General features: G+C 64.9%; 16 protein-coding genes. 8 read left to right on the forward strand and 8 right to left on the reverse strand.

The features are described from left to right. Positions 1-37: 37 nt before the first annotated feature. Positions 38-1606: an ABC1 kinase family protein gene (locus tag NP511_RS18290; protein ID WP_049966598.1), complete on the reverse strand. Its 1569-nt coding sequence runs from the start codon at positions 1604-1606 to the stop codon at positions 38-40. A gap of 185 nt (positions 1607-1791) precedes the next feature. Between NP511_RS18290 and NP511_RS18295 the strand changes: the two genes are divergently transcribed. After that, positions 1792-2502, forward strand: a complete 711-nt coding sequence (locus tag NP511_RS18295) for a helix-turn-helix domain-containing protein (protein WP_006179333.1) — start codon at positions 1792-1794, stop codon at positions 2500-2502. A 31-nt stretch (positions 2503-2533) separates the two neighbouring features. Here the strand turns inward: NP511_RS18295 and gcvH are convergent, their stop codons facing one another. Beyond that, positions 2534-2917 carry a glycine cleavage system protein GcvH gene (gcvH, locus tag NP511_RS18300; RefSeq protein ID WP_006650606.1) on the reverse strand — a complete coding sequence of 128 codons (384 nt, stop codon included), beginning with the start codon at positions 2915-2917 and terminating at the stop codon, positions 2534-2536. Continuing rightward, positions 2914-4035, reverse strand: coding sequence for a glycine cleavage system aminomethyltransferase GcvT (gene gcvT, locus NP511_RS18305; RefSeq protein ID WP_049966599.1), 1122 nt, complete (start codon positions 4033-4035; stop codon positions 2914-2916). Before gcvT ends, gcvH begins: the two co-directional genes overlap by 4 nt. A gap of 209 nt (positions 4036-4244) precedes the next feature. Between gcvT and NP511_RS18310 the strand changes: the two genes are divergently transcribed. Then, on the forward strand, positions 4245-5726 hold the full coding sequence (locus NP511_RS18310) for an aldehyde dehydrogenase family protein (protein ID WP_049966600.1): 1482 nt from the start codon (positions 4245-4247) through the stop codon (positions 5724-5726). Positions 5727-5795: 69 nt separating this feature from the next. On the opposite strand, the gene NP511_RS18315 is transcribed toward NP511_RS18310, so the two are convergent. Next, the gene (locus NP511_RS18315; protein WP_049966601.1) at positions 5796-7424 is read right to left on the reverse strand and encodes a S8 family serine peptidase; all 1629 of its coding nucleotides are present in this window, start codon (positions 7422-7424) and stop codon (positions 5796-5798) included. Positions 7425-7685: 261 nt separating this feature from the next. After that, on the reverse strand, positions 7686-9359 hold the full coding sequence (locus NP511_RS18320) for a S8 family serine peptidase (RefSeq protein ID WP_049966602.1): 1674 nt from the start codon (positions 9357-9359) through the stop codon (positions 7686-7688). 325 nt (positions 9360-9684) lie between these two features. Here NP511_RS18320 and NP511_RS18325 point away from each other — a divergent pair, with 325 nt between their 5' ends. Beyond that, positions 9685-10149 (forward strand): NYN domain-containing protein, encoded by a 465-nt coding sequence (locus NP511_RS18325; protein WP_049966603.1) that lies wholly within the window; start codon positions 9685-9687, stop codon positions 10147-10149. Here the strand turns inward: NP511_RS18325 and NP511_RS18330 are convergent. Beyond that, positions 10146-10418 carry a DUF7513 family protein gene (locus NP511_RS18330; RefSeq protein ID WP_006650612.1) on the reverse strand — a complete coding sequence of 91 codons (273 nt, stop codon included), beginning with the start codon at positions 10416-10418 and terminating at the stop codon, positions 10146-10148. The genes NP511_RS18325 and NP511_RS18330 overlap by 4 nt on opposite strands. Next, a complete protein-coding gene (locus NP511_RS18335) occupies positions 10415-11968 on the reverse strand; it encodes a Na+/H+ antiporter NhaC family protein (protein WP_006650613.1) in 1554 nt (517 codons plus the stop codon). The genes NP511_RS18330 and NP511_RS18335 overlap by 4 nt, the downstream gene beginning before the upstream one ends. 298 nt (positions 11969-12266) lie before the next feature. Between NP511_RS18335 and NP511_RS18340 the strand changes: the two genes are divergently transcribed. From NP511_RS18340 to NP511_RS18360, 5 genes are all read left to right on the forward strand, one after another. Further along, a complete protein-coding gene (locus NP511_RS18340) occupies positions 12267-13109 on the forward strand; it encodes a TatD family hydrolase (protein ID WP_049966604.1) in 843 nt (280 codons plus the stop codon). A gap of 178 nt (positions 13110-13287) precedes the next feature. Next, positions 13288-13866, forward strand: a complete 579-nt coding sequence (locus NP511_RS18345; RefSeq protein ID WP_006650615.1) for a DUF2150 family protein — start codon at positions 13288-13290, stop codon at positions 13864-13866. A 92-nt stretch (positions 13867-13958) separates the two neighbouring features. After that, a complete protein-coding gene (locus tag NP511_RS18350; RefSeq protein WP_136396914.1) occupies positions 13959-15668 on the forward strand; it encodes a hypothetical protein in 1710 nt (569 codons plus the stop codon). A 154-nt stretch (positions 15669-15822) separates the two neighbouring features. After that, complete coding sequence (hmgB, locus tag NP511_RS18355) at positions 15823-17160, forward strand: hydroxymethylglutaryl-CoA synthase (RefSeq protein WP_006650617.1); 1338 nt, start codon at positions 15823-15825, stop codon at positions 17158-17160. 91 nt (positions 17161-17251) lie between these two features. Beyond that, a complete protein-coding gene (locus tag NP511_RS18360) occupies positions 17252-18367 on the forward strand; it encodes an AI-2E family transporter (RefSeq protein WP_049966606.1) in 1116 nt (371 codons plus the stop codon). Between the two features lie 16 nt (positions 18368-18383). Here the strand turns inward: NP511_RS18360 and NP511_RS18365 are convergent, their stop codons facing one another. Next, complete coding sequence (locus NP511_RS18365; RefSeq protein ID WP_049966607.1) at positions 18384-19097, reverse strand: DUF2270 domain-containing protein; 714 nt, start codon at positions 19095-19097, stop codon at positions 18384-18386. Positions 19098-19154 lie beyond the last annotated feature (57 nt).

Consider the following 19154-nt stretch of genomic DNA (forward strand, 5'->3'; position numbering starts at 1 on the left):
TGTTTGGCCGGTGTCGCCGCCGTTGCCTCGGTCGTCCCTACCCCGCTCGTCGGTGGCGAACGTACTGCCCGAGGAAGACGAGCGCGAGAACGGCGCTTCCGATCTCGAGCGGTGCCGGGTGGAACGTCAAGACGGCGCTTGCAAGTACCAGAGAACCGGCGACGACGGCGTACCCGACGGCCGGATCGCCGCCGTCGCTGGGCTCGACCGGCTCGGTCCTGACGACCAGTTCGCCGCGCTCGAGTTGGCCGAAGACGGAATCGAACCGCGACGGAGCCCGCGCCAGGACGGGGGCCGACTCGCGGAGGTCGGTCCGGACGTCCGCAAGCAGCGCGTCGACCTCGCTCTCGATGAACCCGTGGTCGACGAGGAACGAGCGCGTGGCCGCGATGAAGTCGAACTCGGGGTCGAGGCTCCGGCAGACCCCCTCGCCGACCGTGCCGACCCGGACGAGCAACATGACGTTCGGCGGGATCCGGAACGGGAACTCCTGAAGCGTCGAGAACAGTTCGGTGATGATCCGCCGCCAGGTGATCTCCGACCGCCCCTCGAGGTTGTCGATCACCAGTTCGAGGACCTGCCTGACCGCGGCTCGATCGACCGACTGATCTAACACCTCGAGCGCGATCAGCGTGTTCAGCAGGCCGTCGATGTCGCGGCGGACGAGGTGCCGGTAGAGGCTCGTGATGTCTTCCTGTTCGGCCTCGGTGAGTCGCCGACTCATGCCATAATCGTAGACGACGAGTCGGCCCTCCGCCGTCACCGCGAGATTGCCGGGGTGTGGATCGGCGTGGAACACGCCGTCGACCAGCCCCATCTTCAGATACGTGCGGGCCAGCAGCGTGGCCATCTCGGTCCGGTCGCGTCCGGCTTCCGCGAGCGCGTCCTCGTCGGTGATCTTCGTCCCCTCGATGTACTCCATCGCGACGATCCGGTCCGAGCAGAGGGCATCGTAGGTCGCCGGAATGCGGACCCGGTCGTCGTCGGCGAAATTGTCCGCGATCGTCCGCATGATCTCGGCCTCGCGTCCGAAGTCCAGTTCCTCGAGGACGATCGCCTCGAAGTCGTCGGCGACGTTCTCGATCGAGTAGCGCTGGTCCTCGTCGGCGACGGCCCGAAGCAGCGGGACGAGCCCCCTGACGACGCGGAGGTCCCGCTCGATCATCGGCTCGAGGCCGGGCCGGCGGACCTTCAGCGCGATCCGTTCGCCCTCGTAGTCGACGGTGTAGACGAACGCCAGCGATCCCCCGGCGACCGGCTCGAGCGTCTCGAGATCGAGGTCGTCGCCGAGTTCCGCTTCGACGACGGTCAGCGGATCGCCGCCGGCGTCTTCGGGGATCTCGTCTTGCAACGTCGCGAACTCCTCGACGTAGATCGGCGGCACGAGATCGGGACGGGTCGACAGCACCTGGCCGATCTTGATAAACGCCGGTCCGAGATCGACCATCGTCTCGGTCAACCGACGGGCACGCTCCCGGTGGGTGGCCTCAGCGACCCGTCTGGGCGGTCCGAACACGAGGAACCGCCGGCGGTCCCGGAGAAAGGCGACCGCGATCGGGAGGAACCGCACGAGGACCTGCAGGTATCGGAGATAGTACCCCTTCATTCGCTCGTCGGCGGGGCATCGATCGGTCGACAGCTCATACCCCGTCTTCGAACACCGGCCACAAATACGTCCGTGGTCGCTCCCGGTATCGCGTAGTCGGTCGATCGACTCCGGTTCGAGGGAACGAGCGGCCGGCCCGCGGTCGTCTCCGGTAGCTACTTGGACCGACCGGGCGACCGTCGGGTATGAGCGGACGCGGACCCAAACGGGAACTCGCGGAGAAGATCGCCGGCGAGATCACGCTGAGCGACGACCCCGGCGCGACGCTGCGCAAGTGGCGCACCGATTTCGACGTCTCCCAGACCGATCTGGCGACCGAACTCGAGGTCTCCTCCTCGGTCATCTCCGACTACGAGAGCGGCCGCCGGGAGAGCCCCGGCATCGGCGTCGTCGGCCGGCTCGTCGAGGGACTGCTCGCGATCGACGAGCGCCGCGGCGGCGAGCGTATCCGCCAGTACGGTCGAGTCCTCTCGGCGGGGTTCGAGAGCGACGTCGTCTACGACCTCCGGGAGTACGCCACCTCGATCCCCCTCGAGCGGCTGCATGACGACCTCGAGGCGACGGAGGTCGCCTCGAGCGGCACCGACCGGGTCAGCGGCCACACCGTCATCGACAGCATCGAGGCGATCACGCGGCTCTCGAGCGAGGAGTTCTTTCGGCTCTACGGCCAGAGTACGAACCGCGTTCTCGTCTTTACGAACGTCACGCAGGGCGAGGGCGTCGGAATCGCCCTGCGAGTGGTCAACCCGACGCCGAACGCCGTCATCCTCCACGGGCTCGAGGAGGACGACCTCTGGGATCACGCGAAGGAACTCGCCCGCATCGACGGCTACTCGCTGGCCGTGACGAACGCGGAACTGGACGGCGTCCTCGACAGTCTGGTTTCGATCGAATAGCGCGGGCTCCCGGTCGCCGAACGCCCCCGTCTCAGGCGATCTGTGCTTCGTACTCGTCGGCGGTCAGCAGCGCCTCGAGGGCGTCGGGATCGTCGGGCTCGATCTCGAGCATCCAGCCCTCGCCGAAGGGGTCCTCGTTGACGAGTTCGGGGGCGTCGAAGAGGTCGTCGTTGATCGCGACGACCTCGCCGCCGACGGGAGCATAGAGGTCGGAGACGGCCTTGATCGATTCGACGACGCCGAACTCCGCCTCCTGGGCGAGGTCGTCGCCCTCGTCGGGGAGTTCGACGAAGACCACGTCGCCGAGTTCGTCCTGTGCGAAGTCGGAAATACCGACGCGGACGACGCCGTCGGTCTCGAGCGCCCACTCGTGTGATTCCAAATACCGTCTGTCGTCGGGAACGTCGAAGCTCATACTGTATCGATGAAGGGTGTGGTTTCAACTCTTGCTTTTTTCGACTGGCCACGGACGACCACCTGTAGCGTCGTCCCCGGCTCGGCGTACTCGACCGGGACGTACCCCAGCCCGATCGGCTGCTCCACCGTTGGGCTCATCGTGCCGCTGGTGACGGTGCCGATGACCCGCCCCTCGGAGTTCGTGATGTCGTAGCCGTGCCGGGGGACGCCGCGGTCGATCAACTGGAAGCCGACCAGTCGCTCTTCGACGCCCCGCTCGTGGACCTCTGCCAAGGCGTCCCGACCGACGAACTCGGTCTCGAGCGCGACGGTGAAGCCGATGCCGGCCTCGTAGGGAGTCCGGGGGTCGTCGTCGTGGTGGAAGTCCTGTCCGGCCAACAGCAGGCCGGCCTCGATGCGGAGCGTGTCCCGAGCGCCCAGTCCGCAGGGCTGGCAGTCGAACGCGGTCCAGATCTCCTCGGCGGCCGCCCAGGGGACGATCAGTTCGACGCCGTCCTCGCCGGTGTAGCCCGTCCGGGCCGTCCAGCAGTCGACGCCCTCGATCGTCGCGTACCGGGCCTCGAAGCGCTCGAGATCGGCGACCGACTCCTCGGTTACGTCATCGACCAACGCGACCGCCTCGGGTCCCTGGACCGCGAACATGGCGTACTCGTCGGTCCGGTTGTCGACGGTCGCCTCGAGGTCCCACTCGTTGCGGTAGTCGATCCAGCGCTGGTGGGTGGCCTCGTCGGTACCGGCGTTGGGAACGAACAGGTACGTCGGGTCGCCGTCGGCGTCGTCCGTCGCGTTGCCGTCACCGTCGGGGAGCCGGTAGACGACGGTGTCGTCGATGATGATCCCGTCCTCGTCGGTGATCGTCGCGTACTGGGAGTCGCCGACCGCGAGCCGCGAGACGTCGTTCGACGTCAGCCGTTGCATCAGCTCGGTCGCGTCCGGGCCGGTGACGTGCAGCTGGCCCATGTGTGAGACGTCGAAGATCCCGACGCCTTCCCGGACGGCCGCGTGTTCGGTCCGGATCGACTCGAACTCGACCGGCATGTCCCAGCCGCCAAACTCCGTGAACTTCGCCCCGTACTCGTCGTGTAACCCACGTAACGGCGGCGTCTGAAGCGGCATATCTACACCGTCATCCGCGGAGTAGTAATGTCTTTTCGTCGACCGAACACGCGGCCGATCGCCCGCGGCGCGAGGAGACGCATGACGCCGGCTCGGCGTCGAAACCGACCCCGGTCCGGACAGGTAACCGATTCGGGTTACAACGATACGAGCTACTGTCTCCGGTTGCCGAAAACATATGTTCGGAAATAACGTATCCGAGGTACAGTATGAGTGCGCCGACACTCGAGCCGCAGGCCGATTGGAACCAGCTGTATATCGACGGCGAGTGGCGCGACGCCACCGGCGGCGAGACGATCCCCGTGGAGAACCCGGCGAAACAGGAAGTGTTTACGGAAGTACCCGCGGGGACCGAAGCGGACGTCGACGCCGCCTACGAGGCGGCCGAGGCGGCCCAGTCCGACTGGGCGGCGACCCCTCGAGCGGAGCGCAACGAGATCGTCCAGAACCTGCTGGACGAACTCAACGCGCGCTTCGAGGAGATTGCCGGCCTGCTCGCGACCGAGGCCGGCACCCCGGGCTATCGCGCTATGGGCGAGTTCGCCACTGCGACCGGCGACGTCGAGATGGCCCTGGAGTTAGAGCCGCCTGAGGAGGAGGTCCGCCCCTCCCCGTCGGTCGACGACAAGGACAACCACATCGTCTACGAGCCGGTCGGCGTCGTCGGCGTCATCTCGCCGTGGAACTTCCCGCTGCATCTCTCCCTGCGGGCCGTTGCACCCGCGATCGCGCTGGGCAACACCGTCGTCCTGAAGCCGGCGACGGACACGCCGATCACCGGCGGGCTGCTCATCGCGAAGCTCTGCGAGGCCGCGGGCGTCCCCGACGGCGTCGTCAACGTCGTCACCGGCCGCGGCTCGGAGATCGGCGACCGGATCGCCAGCCACCCGACGCCGCGGGTCGTCTCCTTTACCGGCTCGACGCCCGTCGGTAAGGGCGTCGCCGAGCAGGCCGGCAAGAACCTCGCGCTGCCGGCCCTCGAACTCGGCGGGAACGCCCCCTTCATCGTCACCGACGACGTCGACCTCGAGCGGGCCGCCCGCGCCGGCGCGTTCGGGTCGTTCTTCCATCAGGGGCAGGTCTGTATCTCGATCAACCGCCATCTGGTCCACGAGTCGGTCTACGACGAGTACGTCGACCTGCTGGTCGACCACGCCGAGTCGCTCGTCATCGGCGATCCCTCCGAGAACGAGGACGTCACCTTCGGCCCGGTGCAAAACGAGACCCAGCGCGACGACTTAGTCGAGTTCATCGAGGGCTCGCTCGAGGACGGCGCGACCCTCGAGACCGGCGGCGAGGCCGACGGGCTGTTCGTCGAGCCGACGGTGCTGTCGGACTGTACCAACGACATGCCGACGGCCTGTAACGAACACTTCGGGCCGGTCGCGCCGGTCATTCCGTTCTCGGACGACGACGAGGCCATCGAACTGGCGAACGACACCGAGTACGGCCTCTCGGCGTCGGTCTTCTGCGAGGACGCCGAGCGGGCTCGCGACCTCGCCGACCGCGTCGAAGCGGGCATGGTCCACATCAACGACCAGCCGATCAACGAGGACCACAACGCGCCCTTCGGCGGCGTCAAGCAGTCCGGCCTCGGACGCTACCACGGCGAGTGGATCACGCAGGAACTCACCGAGCCCAAGTGGATCTCCGTGCAGGGCGAGGAACGGGATTACTTCGTCTTCGAGTAGCGCCCGAAACCGGGCGGAGGCGCCCGTTGCGTTCCAGTTCGGCTCGAGGCGGTCGTTCGCGGGCGCTCCTTATCGACCCCGTTCTTCCACCTGAAGCGTGTACGCCCCGCTGCCGCTGTCAGCGTGGACCTGAATCCCGAACGACTCGTCGCCCTCGAGGGCGAGCGTGAGCGATGGGCTCGTCCCCGCACCCGCGGCCGCCTCGTCGTGGCTCCATCTAGTGGGTCTACTGCCGTCGGTGGTTACGTAGAGGTCGAAGTCGCCCCGAGCGGGGCCCTCGAGATCGATCGTGATCGAGCAGGGGTCGTCGGTGCGAAGCGAATAGCCGTACCGTTTGCTCTCGCCCCACCAGCCGCTGCCGTCGAGGGAGCCGCTCGCGCTCGCTGTAACCGTCTCGTCGCCGCAGTTGCCGGTGTCGGATTCGGGCTCGTCCTCGCTGCCGCCGCCGTCGTCCCCGAAGGGGTCCGTTTCGACGGCGGCGGCCGCGTCGACCCGACCGTACCCCTGCTGGTCGTCCGCGAGGCCGACGTCGACGGCCGTCTCGCGGAGATGATCGCGGAGTTGTGATCGCGAGAGGTCGGGATGGGCCGACAGCGCGAGGCCGGCGACGCCGGCGACGACCGGGGTCGCCATCGACGTGCCGGACATCCGGCCGTAGTCGCCGCCGGTCGTACTCGAGACGATGCGGCTGCCCGGTGCGGCCAGTTCGATCTCGGGGCCGGTGTTGGAGAAGGAGGCGATCGAATCGTCGTCGTCGACGGCGGCAACGGCGACGACGCTGTCCTCGGCGGCCGGCGAGTAGACCCGGTCGCTGCCGTTGTTGCCGGCAGCACCGACCAGCAGGACGCCCCGATCGGCCGCGTACTCGCAGGCCGCGGTCAGGGTTCGGTAGGAGCCGTCGACGCCCAGCGAGAGGGTGACGACGTCCGCGTCGGCGTCGGCGGCCCACTGGATCGCGTCGGCGATGTCCGACAGCGAGCCGACGCCGTCCGCATCGAGTGCCCGGAGCGACAGGAGAGAGCAGTCGCTGATCCCCGCGTGGCCAGTGCCGTCGTCGGTCCCGCCGGCGGCGATCCCGCCGACGTGGGTGCCGTGGTCCCCGCCGCGGCCGGGGTAGGGATCATCGTCGCCGTTCAGGAAGTCCCTGCCGATCCGCTCGTCCATGGTCTCCTCGAGCGCCGGGTGATCGTACTGGATCCCCTGATCGACGACCGCGATGACGACGTCCTCGTCCCCACGGGTCGTCTCCCAGGCCCGCTCGCAGCCGATCAGTTCGGGGGCGTGCTGATAGCCGTAGTAGGGGTCGTTGGGCTCGAGCAGCGACTGGAGCGTCGCGTTGGGTTCGGCGTACTCGACCGCCGGCGAGGCGGTGACCGCGTCGATGAACTGCTCGCGGGCACGGTCGGGGGCCGCAGACGGGAACTCGACGACGGCGTAGCGGATCGTCTCGTTGGTATGGACCACCTCGGCGTCGCCGGGGATGGCGCTGCGTGCCTCGGCGGCGACGTCGTCGGCACCCGCCGAGATGCCGAGGAGTATCTCGTCCGTCCGCGGTCCGGGATCGCGACCCGGCGTCGCGCTCGTGACGGTACTCGAGCCGAGCAGGCCGGCGAGACCGATCGCGCCGGTGCCGGACAGGATCGACCGGCGGTCGTAGGTCGGCTCTGCGGTGTCGTCCGGGGGACCGTTCGGTGTCATGGGACGACAGTCATCACTCCCTGAAATTAGTAAACTCTTATCGAACTTCGTCTGATTTATTCTCGAAATAACCGCGGCGATAATGATTGGATGAAACAATATCTGCTAATAGTGATCGAATATATGAAGTCGGCCGGTTACGCGAACCGACCGGCACGCGAGAAACGCCGTCGCGGTTTCGACGGACTCCGACCGGTCAGCGGCCGGTCTCGATCGGTGACGTCGAACGGCGTTCTGATCGCGGTTCCGTCCTGAGCGGCTCTATTTGCCCAGTTCTTCGACGCCAACCGTGTAGGAACCGCTGCCGCTGTATCGCCTGACGAGGATGCCGAACTCCTCGTCGCCGCTGAGGTCCACGTCGATCGATTCGCTCGAGTCGTTGCTGGCCGACCGTTTATCGTAGTCCTGCCGCGTTGGCGTCCGTCCGTCGAGAGTCAGGTAGAGATCGAAGTCCGCACTCGCCGGCCCCTCGAGGGTGACGGTAGCGCTGCAGGGGTTCGCCGTCTTGAGTGTGTAGGTGTAGGTGTCGCTCGGATTGCCCCACCAGCCACCGCTGAGTTGGCCGTCCTTACTGGCCGTGTTCACTTCGTCGCCACAGTCGCCGGGCTCGGGGTCCGGATCCGGATCGGGAGTCGTCCCGGGTTCGGTGGTGACGGCGTTCGCGGCGTCGACGCGACCGTTTCCTTGTTCGGTAGCGTCCAGACCGATGTCGACGGCCGTCTCGTGGAGGTGTGTCCGCAACTCGTCGTTCGAGAGGGACGGCCAGGCCGACAGCGTCAGTCCGGCGACGCCGGCGACGACCGGCGACGCCATCGAGGTGCCGCTGAAGGTGTCGTAGTCGTCGAAGGGGATCGACGAGAGGACGTTACCGCCGGGTGCGGCCAGTTCGATCTCCGGGCCGACGTTCGAGAAGTCCGACAGCGTTTCGCCCTCGTCGAGCGAGGAGACGGCCAGCACGGTGTCGTAGGCGGCCGGATACGAGACGGGGCTGCCGGAATCGTTGCCGGCAGCCGCAACGAGCAACGAGCCCTGCGATTGTGCGTACTCACAGGCCTGTCGCATGAGATTCGTCGCATCGCCGCCACCGAGGGACATGTTGATGATATCGGCACCCTGATCGGCCGACCACTGGACCGCGTCGGCGATGTCCGAGAGCGACCCGCCGCCACCGGACCCGAGCGCGCGGGCCGAGAGGAGCGAACAGTTCGAAATGCCGGCATGACCCGTTCCGTTGTCGGTACCGCCGCCGGCGATTCCGCCGACGTGCGTCCCGTGGTTCTCGCTCGCGTCTGCCGGATACGGATCACCGTCACCGTCGACGAAGTCCTTGCCGTTGTTCGAGACGCTGTCGTCCATGTTTTCCGCGAGATCCGGGTGATCGTACTGGATCCCCTGATCGACGATCGCGATCGTCACGTTCGGATCGCCGAGGGTCTCTTCCCAGGCTTCCTCACAGTTGACCTGCTGTGGCGCGTACTGACTCCCGAAGCTCGGATCGTTCGGCGTGTACAGTGGCGATGCACTCCCTCGTGCGTCTGTCGTCTCGTCGTCGGTTCCCGACCCGAGCGGCTCGGCCTCGAGTGCGTGATACGTGACGTTGTCCTCCGTGTACTGTACCTCGTTGACGTCCATGAGGTTTCGCTGGACGTTTTCCTTGGCCTGTATGGAGGCTTCGTCGGCTATCTCTACCGACGCGTAGCCGAGCGTTTCGTTCGTGTGTACGATGGTCGCGTTGCTCGGGAGTTTCGGATCGACTGCCGCTTCGATGTCCGATACATCGGCATCGACACCGACGATCAGTTCGTCTTTTTTCGGCCCCGGTTCACGACCCGGCGTTGCGGACGTAATGCCGCTGAGGCCGAGAATCGCACCGAACGCACCGGCTGCTTCGAGGACTGATCGTCGATTCACGCCAGAGTAGTTATCTTCTGTCATGACGCAACTGATGAGATTATACTCTTGCACTAAATGATTTTTAAATCTATTAGGAGTTAATATAAATTATAAATATACTAATACCACTTCTCATGAGGGAGTTATTACTGGTAGAAACCACCATCGCGGTCCGTTTGTCTCCCCGTTGTGGCAGATTATAAACCCAACCAGGGTTTATCTATGGTTGACGGGCAGTGTATTTTTCTCCCGTTCACGATCTCGAACCGATCGCGATCGGGACGCCGTTCGAGTCGATGGGAATAGCGGCGACGGTCGCGTTTCGCCACACCTATCTCCAGGCACGGGAAAGAGCGGGCAACTGACTATGTTCGACCGCGTTCGTACCCGTCTCGCGCCCGATACCGAAACCGAGCCGACGGTCGGGCTGTTCGTCGACGGGCCGAACGTCTTCCGCGACGAGTTCGACGTCGATCTCGACGACCTCCGGGACGCCGCCGGCGAACTCGGCCGCGTCGGCGTCATCCGTCTCTACCTCGACGAACACGCGACACCCGGCCTCATTCAGGCCGCGGAAGCCCGCGGCTTCGAAGTGATCGTCACCAGCGGCGACGTCGACGTCAAACTCGCGGTCGACGCGACCGCGCTGGCCGGCGACGCTACGATCGACCGGCTCGCGATCGCCTCACGCGATACCGACTTTAAACCCGTCCTCGAACACGCGGGTACCCGCGGCGTCAAAACGTACGCGATCGCGCCGGGGTCGTACGGCCGCTCGGATGCGCTGCGAAACGCGGCCGACGAGGCCGTCACGCTCGAGCCGGACGGTTAGCCGCTGTACGAGCTTTCGCCGACGACCTCAACGAGGTCGCCCTCGCCCGTTGCCGTGGTCTCGTCGAAGTCGGTCACGCGAACACGGACTTGCTTCTCGACGGTCTCGGGTCCGGCTCCCTCGACGAGCAGTTCGGTGTCGCCGATGTAGGCCCGTCCTGCCGAGCCGTTGGTCTCGGAGATGAAGACGTCTATTTCGCTCCCTACCTCGAGGGAGGGTCGGTTCGCCCGGAACGTCCAGCCTGTGAGGTACTTTCCGAAGATGCTCATACGCGTGCCACCTCCTCGCTCTCGCGGTCGATCAGGTATTCGCGGCCGAAGCCGGTCAACGCCGCGACGATGAACACCGCCACCAGTAGCCAGCCCTGGAAGACGTAGGGGACGACGTCGATCGGCGTGACGAGCATCGACTGTTCGAACCAGCTGTAGTCGTCGGGCAGTTGTTGCATCGCCGAGTAGCCGGCCAGCACCCCGCCCGACCACGGGAAGATGTAGCCCATGGCCGCGGTCTGGCCGTCTAAGATGTTCGCCCGGCGGTAGCCGTTCAGGTTGAACCGCTCGCCGATCTTCGAGATGTAGGGGCCGATCGCGACCTCGGCAGCGGTGTTGATCGTGATGATCGCGTTGATCAGCGCCGCGGTCCCGACCATCGTCAACTCGGCGTTGCGGACGTTCGTCGCGAGGTTCTCGATCGACCACTCGAGCAACACGTCGAAGGCCCCGCCGCGGATCATGATCTGGGCCGCGCCGATGATCAGCAAGACGAGGATCGAGAGTTCGAGGAAGCCGGCGACGCCGTTCATCAGGCTGCCGCCGACGCCGACAGCGTCGGGGTCCTCGACGATCGTCAGGATCGGCAGGGACTCGAGCGGACCGGCCAGCGGCGCATCCTGTGGGGCGTTGAACATGACGATGTCGCCGAGGCCCGCGAGGCCGAAGACGAGGTTGAAGGCGACGGCGACGACGATCCCCCACGAGATCGCCTCGACGATGTGTCGGCCGGCGATAGCCGTCCCGATCACGGCGGCCATCGAGATGACGTGAACCAGCCCGATCGCGTCGCTCTCCTCGAGGAAGATCTCCTGGGCCTGTGCGCCGACCTCGATGCCGTCCATCGCACCGCCGGCGACGACGTAGCCGAGGAAGGCGAGGACGGCAGCGATGATGACGTATTTGAACCGGGAGGCGACGACGCCCCCGATGTCGGCGTCCTGGGTGACAGCGCTAACGATCGTGGTGTCACTGACGGGCGCTAAGTTGTCACCGAAGATCGCCCCCGAGAGGATCGCACCGAACAGGAGGACGGGGTTCGCACCGAGCAACACGCCGGCCGGGAAAAAGAGGCCGACGAACGCGATGCTTGCACCGTAGCCGGTCCCGATCCCCGTCGTGAAGACGGCCGCGAGGACGAACGTGATCGCGGGGAACAGCGCCGCGCCGACGCCGGCAGTGTCGGCCAACCAGACGAGTCCGCCGACGAAGCCGCCGTCCTGCAGGAGCTGGGCGAACATACCGGCCCAGATCCACGCGACGATCGCCGTCACCGCGACGGGCTGGGTCATCCCCTCGAAGATCGTGTTGGCGTAGTGCTTCCAGTCGCCTCGGGCGAAGAACATCCCGACGATGAGCCCGACCAGGATGCCCACGATGAGTCCGCCGGTATCGCCGATCCGCCAGAGGGCAGTCTGGACGATGGCCCAGACGATGAAGAAGGCGATCGGGAACGCACTCATCCCGCGGCCGCCGTAGAACTCGACTGTGGGGCCGCCGCTGTCGGGCTGTGTGAACTGGTCGGTCGGTTCGTCGCCAGCCTCACTCATATGTGATCACTCATATTGCCACGCGGTCGTAGTATTGACATCAGTCATAATAACTATTTCTGACAGTATTGGATTCGTGGTTCTCGTCGGTCGCTATCGATCCTTCTGGCAGTACGCGCGAGGTCTATCATTTAGCTATCGGTTCCCGACGACGGCGTCGGGGATGGAGCTGGTCGGCAAACTCCCGGTCATCGGCCCACAGCGGCCGATGACGGTCGATACGGGTTGATAATGACAGTCCACTCCCGGGCGGTCCGAACCCGGTGACTTTTCGGGCGCGGCCCGCCCAGCCACGCGTATGATCGACGACCGGCCGGTGCTGGACGACCACCTCCACCTCGATCCGGACAACCACCGGGGCATCGACGCCGTCCGCGACTTCGCCCGCGTCGGCGGCACCCACCTGCTCGTGGTGAACAAACCCTCCTGGCATCTCGGCGTCGAGGCCGAGACCGGTGCGGACTTCCGCGAGGTCTTCGAACGCACCATCGACATCGTCGAGGCGGCCTCGAGCGAACTCGAGGGCCGGGCCTGGCCCGTCCTCGGGGTCCATCCGGGGCTGATCTCGCGGCTGGTCGACGAGCGCGGCTTTGCGCCCGACGAGGCCTGCGATCTCATGCAGGCCGGCATCGACGTGGCGGCGGAGTACGTCGAAGCGGGCGACGCGCTGGCGCTGAAGTCCGGCCGCCCTCACTACGAGGTCGACGACGACGTCTGGGCGGCCTCGAACGACGTCATGCGCCGGGCGTTCGACCACGGGGCCGCCCTCGAGTGTGCGGTCCAGCTCCATGCCGAGGCCAGCGAGGACATGACCGAGGTGGCCGACTGGGCCGAGGCGGCCGGGATGGTGCCCCACCGGGTCGTCAAACACTACGCGAGCGGCCGCCTCGAGGGACCGACGCCGAGCGTGATGAGCGACAAGGATCGGCTCGAGACGGCCGCCGAGCGGGGCGAGCCGTTCCTGATGGAGACCGATTACATCGACGACCCCGACCGGCCGGGCGCAGTGTTGGGTCCCAAGACGGTCCCCCGGCGGGTCCGCTGGCTGCTCGAGAACGGGTACGACGAGGCGGTCGAGATCGCACACGTCGAGACGCCGAAGGCTGTCTACGGGATCGATACCGAAGCGACGCTCGAGTGAGAACGGGTAATTCCTTCTTACCGTCGAACGCCCGCTCTATCCGACGAGCTGAAACGGCACCTGACTTCTCATGAGCGGCTGTAAAAGCGTTTTAGCCGATCATCATGCCGGTCCAAACATTCACTTTCGGCGGCTAGTGTAGAGAAAGGCATTTCAAGCGGCCGGTGTAGGTGTCTGTATGAGCAATCCCCCGACCGAGTTCTACTCGGAGGAACGCTGGCAGAACTGGATCGGTCGCATCAAAGACGAAGACATCGATCCGGAAGACGAAGACTCGGCTCGACTCCTGCTCAACCTGCAGGACGACACGGCGATCGCGATCGCGAAGATCGTTGCCGCCTACGACGACGGCGAACTCGAGGGGGAGGACGCCCTCGCGGAGATCGAGGACGTCCGCGAGATCGTCCTCGGGGAGGTCGACATCGAGGACGAGGAGAAACTGATCCTGGTCGACGGCGTCCAGACGAGCCTGGTCTGTGTCTTCTTCGCGGCCGAGGAGTACGTCGCCAACGGGCCGGCCGAGGACGGCAGCGTCGGGGACTATCTTGGCGCGGCGGCCGACGCCGAGGCCGAAGAGGATCTCGACGCGGCGCTTGGCTACGCCGCCCAGGCAGGGACGCTCATCATCGACGGCGAGGAACTCGACATGGGTGTCGCACAAGACCTCGAGTACGGCCTCGTCACGGAGTGGATCAACGGCCTCGACAGCCTCCAGAGCGCGATGAGCGACCCGGAAGTCGTCGAGGAAGACGAGTAGGACGGGGTCTCGTTTTCGCCGCGTCGGGCCACCAGACGTTTAACCGCCGGTGACTATCCATCGTTATGAGACGGCGGTACGGCGAGCGCGCAGTGACGGTGCAGATCGGAGCCATACTCTTGCTCGCGATCGTTTTCACTGCGCTCGCGCTCTATCAGGTCAACGCCGTGCCGGCGGAGAACCAGGCGGTCGAAATAGACCACAACCGGCAGATCCACGGCGAGATGCAAGAACTCCGAAACGCGATCAAAAACACCGGGACTACGGGTGGTTCAACCTCGATTTCGGTAACCCTCGGGACCCAGTATCCGACCCGGACCTTTCTGACGAATCCACCGGACCCGACGGGGACGCTCGAGACGACCGATCCGAGTCCCCTTACAATCAATAATGCGGACGTGACTGCCCCTCTCGGTGGGTACAGTGAGAGGGAACTGGAGGATCGATTACTCGGGTCTCACGAGACGAGAACGGTTGTTTACAGACCACACTACAACGAATATCGGGACGCTCCTGCAACTCGAATCGAACACGGGTTAGCGTTCAACGATTTCGGCGACGCTACGGTCGAACTCACCGATCAACCGCTGATCGACGGTGACCGAGTCACCATCGTCCTCGTCGACGGAGACTTATCAACGTCCTCAAGCAGCGCGACGACCGTCGATTCCAGATCGCTGAGTGGCCCTACGGATCCGGTCAGTCTCGAATCGACCGACGATAACATTACGATTACGGTTCCGACGCAGTCGCCGGACGTGTGGAACGAGACCATCGGAACCGACTTTGGACCGGAATCTGGACAGGAGAACGCGAGAGTCGTGCCGTCCGGCTATGCCGACGGGAAGCTACCGATCGAACTCGCGAAAAGAGGAGAACCGTACGATCTTCAAATGGCCTGCGTTGCAATCGGAGACAGCGACACCACTTGTGAGGACTTCGATATCGACGGGGAGGCAGACTCGAGGGACGGAACCACGCTTGCTGGTCCAAACGTGACCGATCTTGAACTCGATCCGGTTACCGTCACTCGCGGAGAGACGGTCGACATAGCAGGCAAATTCGACAACAGGGGTACCGCCACCGATCTACGAGGTGGGACGCCCATCGTCGATGCGGAGTGGTATCTCGTTGAGAACGACCGCAACGGGTTCCTCTCATCCGAAGAGTTCAGTAGAGAGACAACCCTGTGGGCAAACGGGACGATCGATACGGAAACCCTCGAGACGAACACTACTTACACCGTAGGTGTTCGCGCACAGGATACCCGTGGTGTCTGGACGAATGAATCCGTTGATGGTCGTGTCATGGAATTCACTGTCGAAGACGAGGACTCTGCTGAGCAGCGGGGTCTCGAATATGCTGGCACGGCACGGACATCCGAGGGATCCCAGTCTGGAACCGATTCACGGGTCGCGTTCGACCTCGTGAATACGGGTACCGATTCAGTAACGGTCGAGGGTGTTACGGTGGAGAAAACCGGCCCAGCCGATAAGATTCGGAGCGACGATGTTGGGTTCACCGTTCCCGAAGTGTTCGTCCAAAGCACAGACAATGGATTCGCGTGGCAGTTTGGGAGCGGAGGATACCGACTCGGAGACCGTATCGATTTGGACGACACAGCCACTGTCGAGGAGGATCAAGAGGTAAGCGTGATCCTCACTGAGTTCCAACAACAACGGAATACGAATACGGCGATCGACATGACTGGGCGGTCGATTACTGCGACAGTCGACTATCGGTACGACGATGGAACGACTGACGAGGTGACGATTACGTTCACGCCACCGGAAGGCACCTGATACGCTTTCCTCACCTGTACGGCCATTTTCGCATATAGATATATAGAATGAGCATCTTCCAGAGATAAATTACTATGGCCTATCTCAAGAAGTTTCGTCAACCGTCGAAACGACGAACGACAATATCTTGTACCGTCACCTACATTGAGAAAGTATGACTGCAGTCGGCATCGACGCCGTCGAGATCTGGACGGGTAACCTCAAACTCGACCTTCCGGGCACGTTCGCCCCTGAGAAGGGCGAAGATCCGGAAAAGTACACGAAAGGACTCGGACTGAACGCCAGTTCCTTCCCCGACAGTTACGAGGACATCGTCACGATGGGGGCCAACGCCGCTCACCGGCTAATGGAGCGCAAAGGCCTCGAGCCCGACGATATCGGCCGCATCGACGTCGCGACCGAGAGCGCCTTCGACAACTCGAAGCCGGTTTCGACGTACGTCGCTGGCTGCCTCGAGCAGGTCTACGAGGGCGACTTCCACCACGCGAACAAGGGCGAGCGCAAGTTCGCCTGTATCGCGGGGACCCAGAGCCTGGATGACGCGTACAACTGGATCCGAGCGGGCCGCAACCGCGGCCGTTCGGCGCTTGTCATCGCGACCGACACGGCGCTGTACGCCCGCGGTGACGACGGGGAGGCGACACAGGGTGCCGGTGCCGTCGCGATGCTCATCAGCGAGGATCCGAATCTGGTCGAACTCTCTGCCGAGCAGGGCTACGGCTCGGCCGACGAGACGGACTTCCTCAAGCCCAACCAGCAGTTCCCGAGCGTCGACGGCAAACGCTCCGTGCAGGTCTATCTCGCTCGGATGCGCGAGGCCCTCGAGGACTTCGAGAGCGTCGCCGGCGAGGTCCACGAGGAGGACTTCGCCTACGCGCCGTTCCACACCCCCTTCCCGGGCATGGTCCGGAAGGCCGCCCTGCTCGCGTTCCGTCACGTCACGCGGAACACGGCGGTCGAGGACGAACTGGCCGAGGAAATCGGTCGCCAGCCCCGTCCCGAGGCGTTCGACTCCGACGACGAGTACCGTGATGCGCTCCGGGAGTACATGGACGCGCTCAAAGACACCGACCGCTACGCCGAGTGGTACGACGCCACGATCGATCCGACGCTGACGATCTCCCGCGAGGTCGGCAACTGGTACACCGGCTCGGTCCACGTCGCCCGTGCGAGCGCGCTCAAACACGCACTCGAGAACGACCGCGAAATGGTCGGCGAGAAGTTGCTCATCGGGTCCTACGGCAGCGGTGCGCAGGCGGAGATCCACTCCGAGACGGTCCGGGACGGCTGGGTCGAGGAGATCGAGGCGCTGAACATCGACGAACAGCTCTCCGACCGCTACGAGATGTCGTGGGACGACTACGAGGAGATCCACGACGCCCACAACCACGAGATGGACGTCGACGTCGAGGAGTTTACCACCCCCGACGAGGAGTTCGTCTTCGACGGCTGGGGCCGGATGGGCGAGCGGAAGTACCGATACGTCGAGTAGCAAGTCCCGGTACGTGGAGGAGGCGGCGGTTCCGACGCCGCTCGGACGTCGTATCAGCAGACTAATCTGACGGGCTGTGACATATCCGTCTATGTCCGACAGGCCCGATCCCCCGAACTGGCTCGTCGAGCGGCCGGGATTGACCGCGCTCGCACTGGCGAGTTCCCTGCTCGCACTGGTCGTTCTCCTGCCGTATCTCCAGTACGTCCTCTTCGGCGTCGTTCTCGCGTACATCCTGTTGCCAGTTCAGCGACGCCTCGAGGCCTACGTCAGGCCGACGATCGCGGCGCTTGCGGTCGTGGCGGCGACCCTACTCGTCGTGTTGTTGCCCCTGATCTACGTCCTCTCGCTCGCTGTCGGCCAGTCGCTCCGACTCGTCCGGTCGATCAGGCAAGGCGAGATCGACGTCGAGATGATCGAGTCCATGCTCGAGAGCAATGGGTATGCCGTCGATCTCGTCGCGCTGTACGAGTCGAACCAAGACCGAATCGCGACGGCTGTTCAGGAGGTCACGAACGGGGCGATCGCACTCTTGGGCAGTCTGCCGAGTATGTTCATCGGGCTGACTGTCACGCTGTTCGTCCTCTTTGCCCTGTTGCGTGACGGGGAGCGGCTTGTCTCGTGGCTCCGGTGGGTGTTGCCGATCGAGGACGACGTCCTCGACGAACTCGAGGCCGGGCTGGACCGGCTGATGTGGGCCTCGGTCGTCGGAAACGTCGCCGTCGCAGCCATTCAGTCGGTGATGCTCGGCGTCGGACTGCTGATCGCCGGCGTTCCGGCCGTTATCTTCCTGACCGTCGCGACGTTCATCCTGACGCTGCTTCCGTTGGTCGGGGCCTTCGGGATCTGGATCCCGGCGACCCTCTATCTGGTCGCGATGGGGCGACTGAGCGCCGGCGTCGCGATGTTCGTCTACGGGTTGGTCGTCACGTTCTCGGATTCGTACCTCCGGCCCGCGCTGATCGGCCGGTCCAGTGCCTTCAACTCCGCGATCGTGGTCGTCGGCATCTTCGGCGGCCTCATCGTCTTCGGTGCCGTGGGCCTTTTCATCGGACCCGTCGTCCTCGGCGGGGCGAAACTCACGCTCGACTGCTTCGCGCGCGCCCGAACGGACGACCCCATCGACGGGGCAGCTCCCGACGCCGGCGGGCTAGTCACCGACGCCGAGGGGGAAGCCGACTCGAGCGGCGCGGACGACGATTCCTGATCGGTCGGCGGCCGATTCAGTCGTTCTTCCAGTCGCCCGGCTCGACGCCGTGGATTTCGCCTTTCGCCTCCCGTTCGTCGGGCCACAGACCGATCGCGAACGCGGCCGCGAAAAACACGACGAGGACGGCCGCGACGAGCGCGCCGTGGACTCCAGGCAGTTCGGCGGCCTCGGTCCATTGCTGTTCCGGGGTAAACAGCGTGACCTTGAACGCCCAGCCGACGCCAGCCACCGCAAAGAGGAGCCCGTACACGCGCCGTATCCGGCGTGAGAGTGCCTCTCGAGTCGAAACCTTGAACGTCGGCCGGCGAAGGTCGTCGCTCAGTTCCTCGCGCCAGGCGGGGTGTTCGGTGCCGGTCGGCTCCAGAGCGTTCGCGAACACGTTCTCCTGGACGAACCGGACGCGGGCGCGCCAGTGGTCATAAAAGCGGTACCGACGCACCTCGTAGAAGAGGAAGATCGAAAGGGCGAACATTCCGATCAGCAGCAAGAAGGCGGGCATGTTCCGACTCGAGTACACGATCGAGAGGAGGGCGGCAAGCAGCGTGATCGCCCAGTCGGTCGTCCGGTCGATCCGATCCTGCGCGCTGTTGGCCTGACTGACTTCGCCGCGGTAGAAGTGCGGCAGGACGTCGAGCAGGAACTCGGATTCGTTCGCGACCGCCGCGCCGATCTCCTGGTCGTCGCGGTCGAGCGGGCCGCCTCCGTCGGCGTCGTCGCTGTCGGTCATGGCACCTCTCGACAGCACCGCCGCGTATAGTCGCCCGTGTGGCGACTGCAGGGGCCG

It is taken from the genome of Natrinema thermotolerans (assembly GCF_031165565.1).
Classification (GTDB): domain Archaea; phylum Halobacteriota; class Halobacteria; order Halobacteriales; family Natrialbaceae; genus Natrinema; species Natrinema thermotolerans.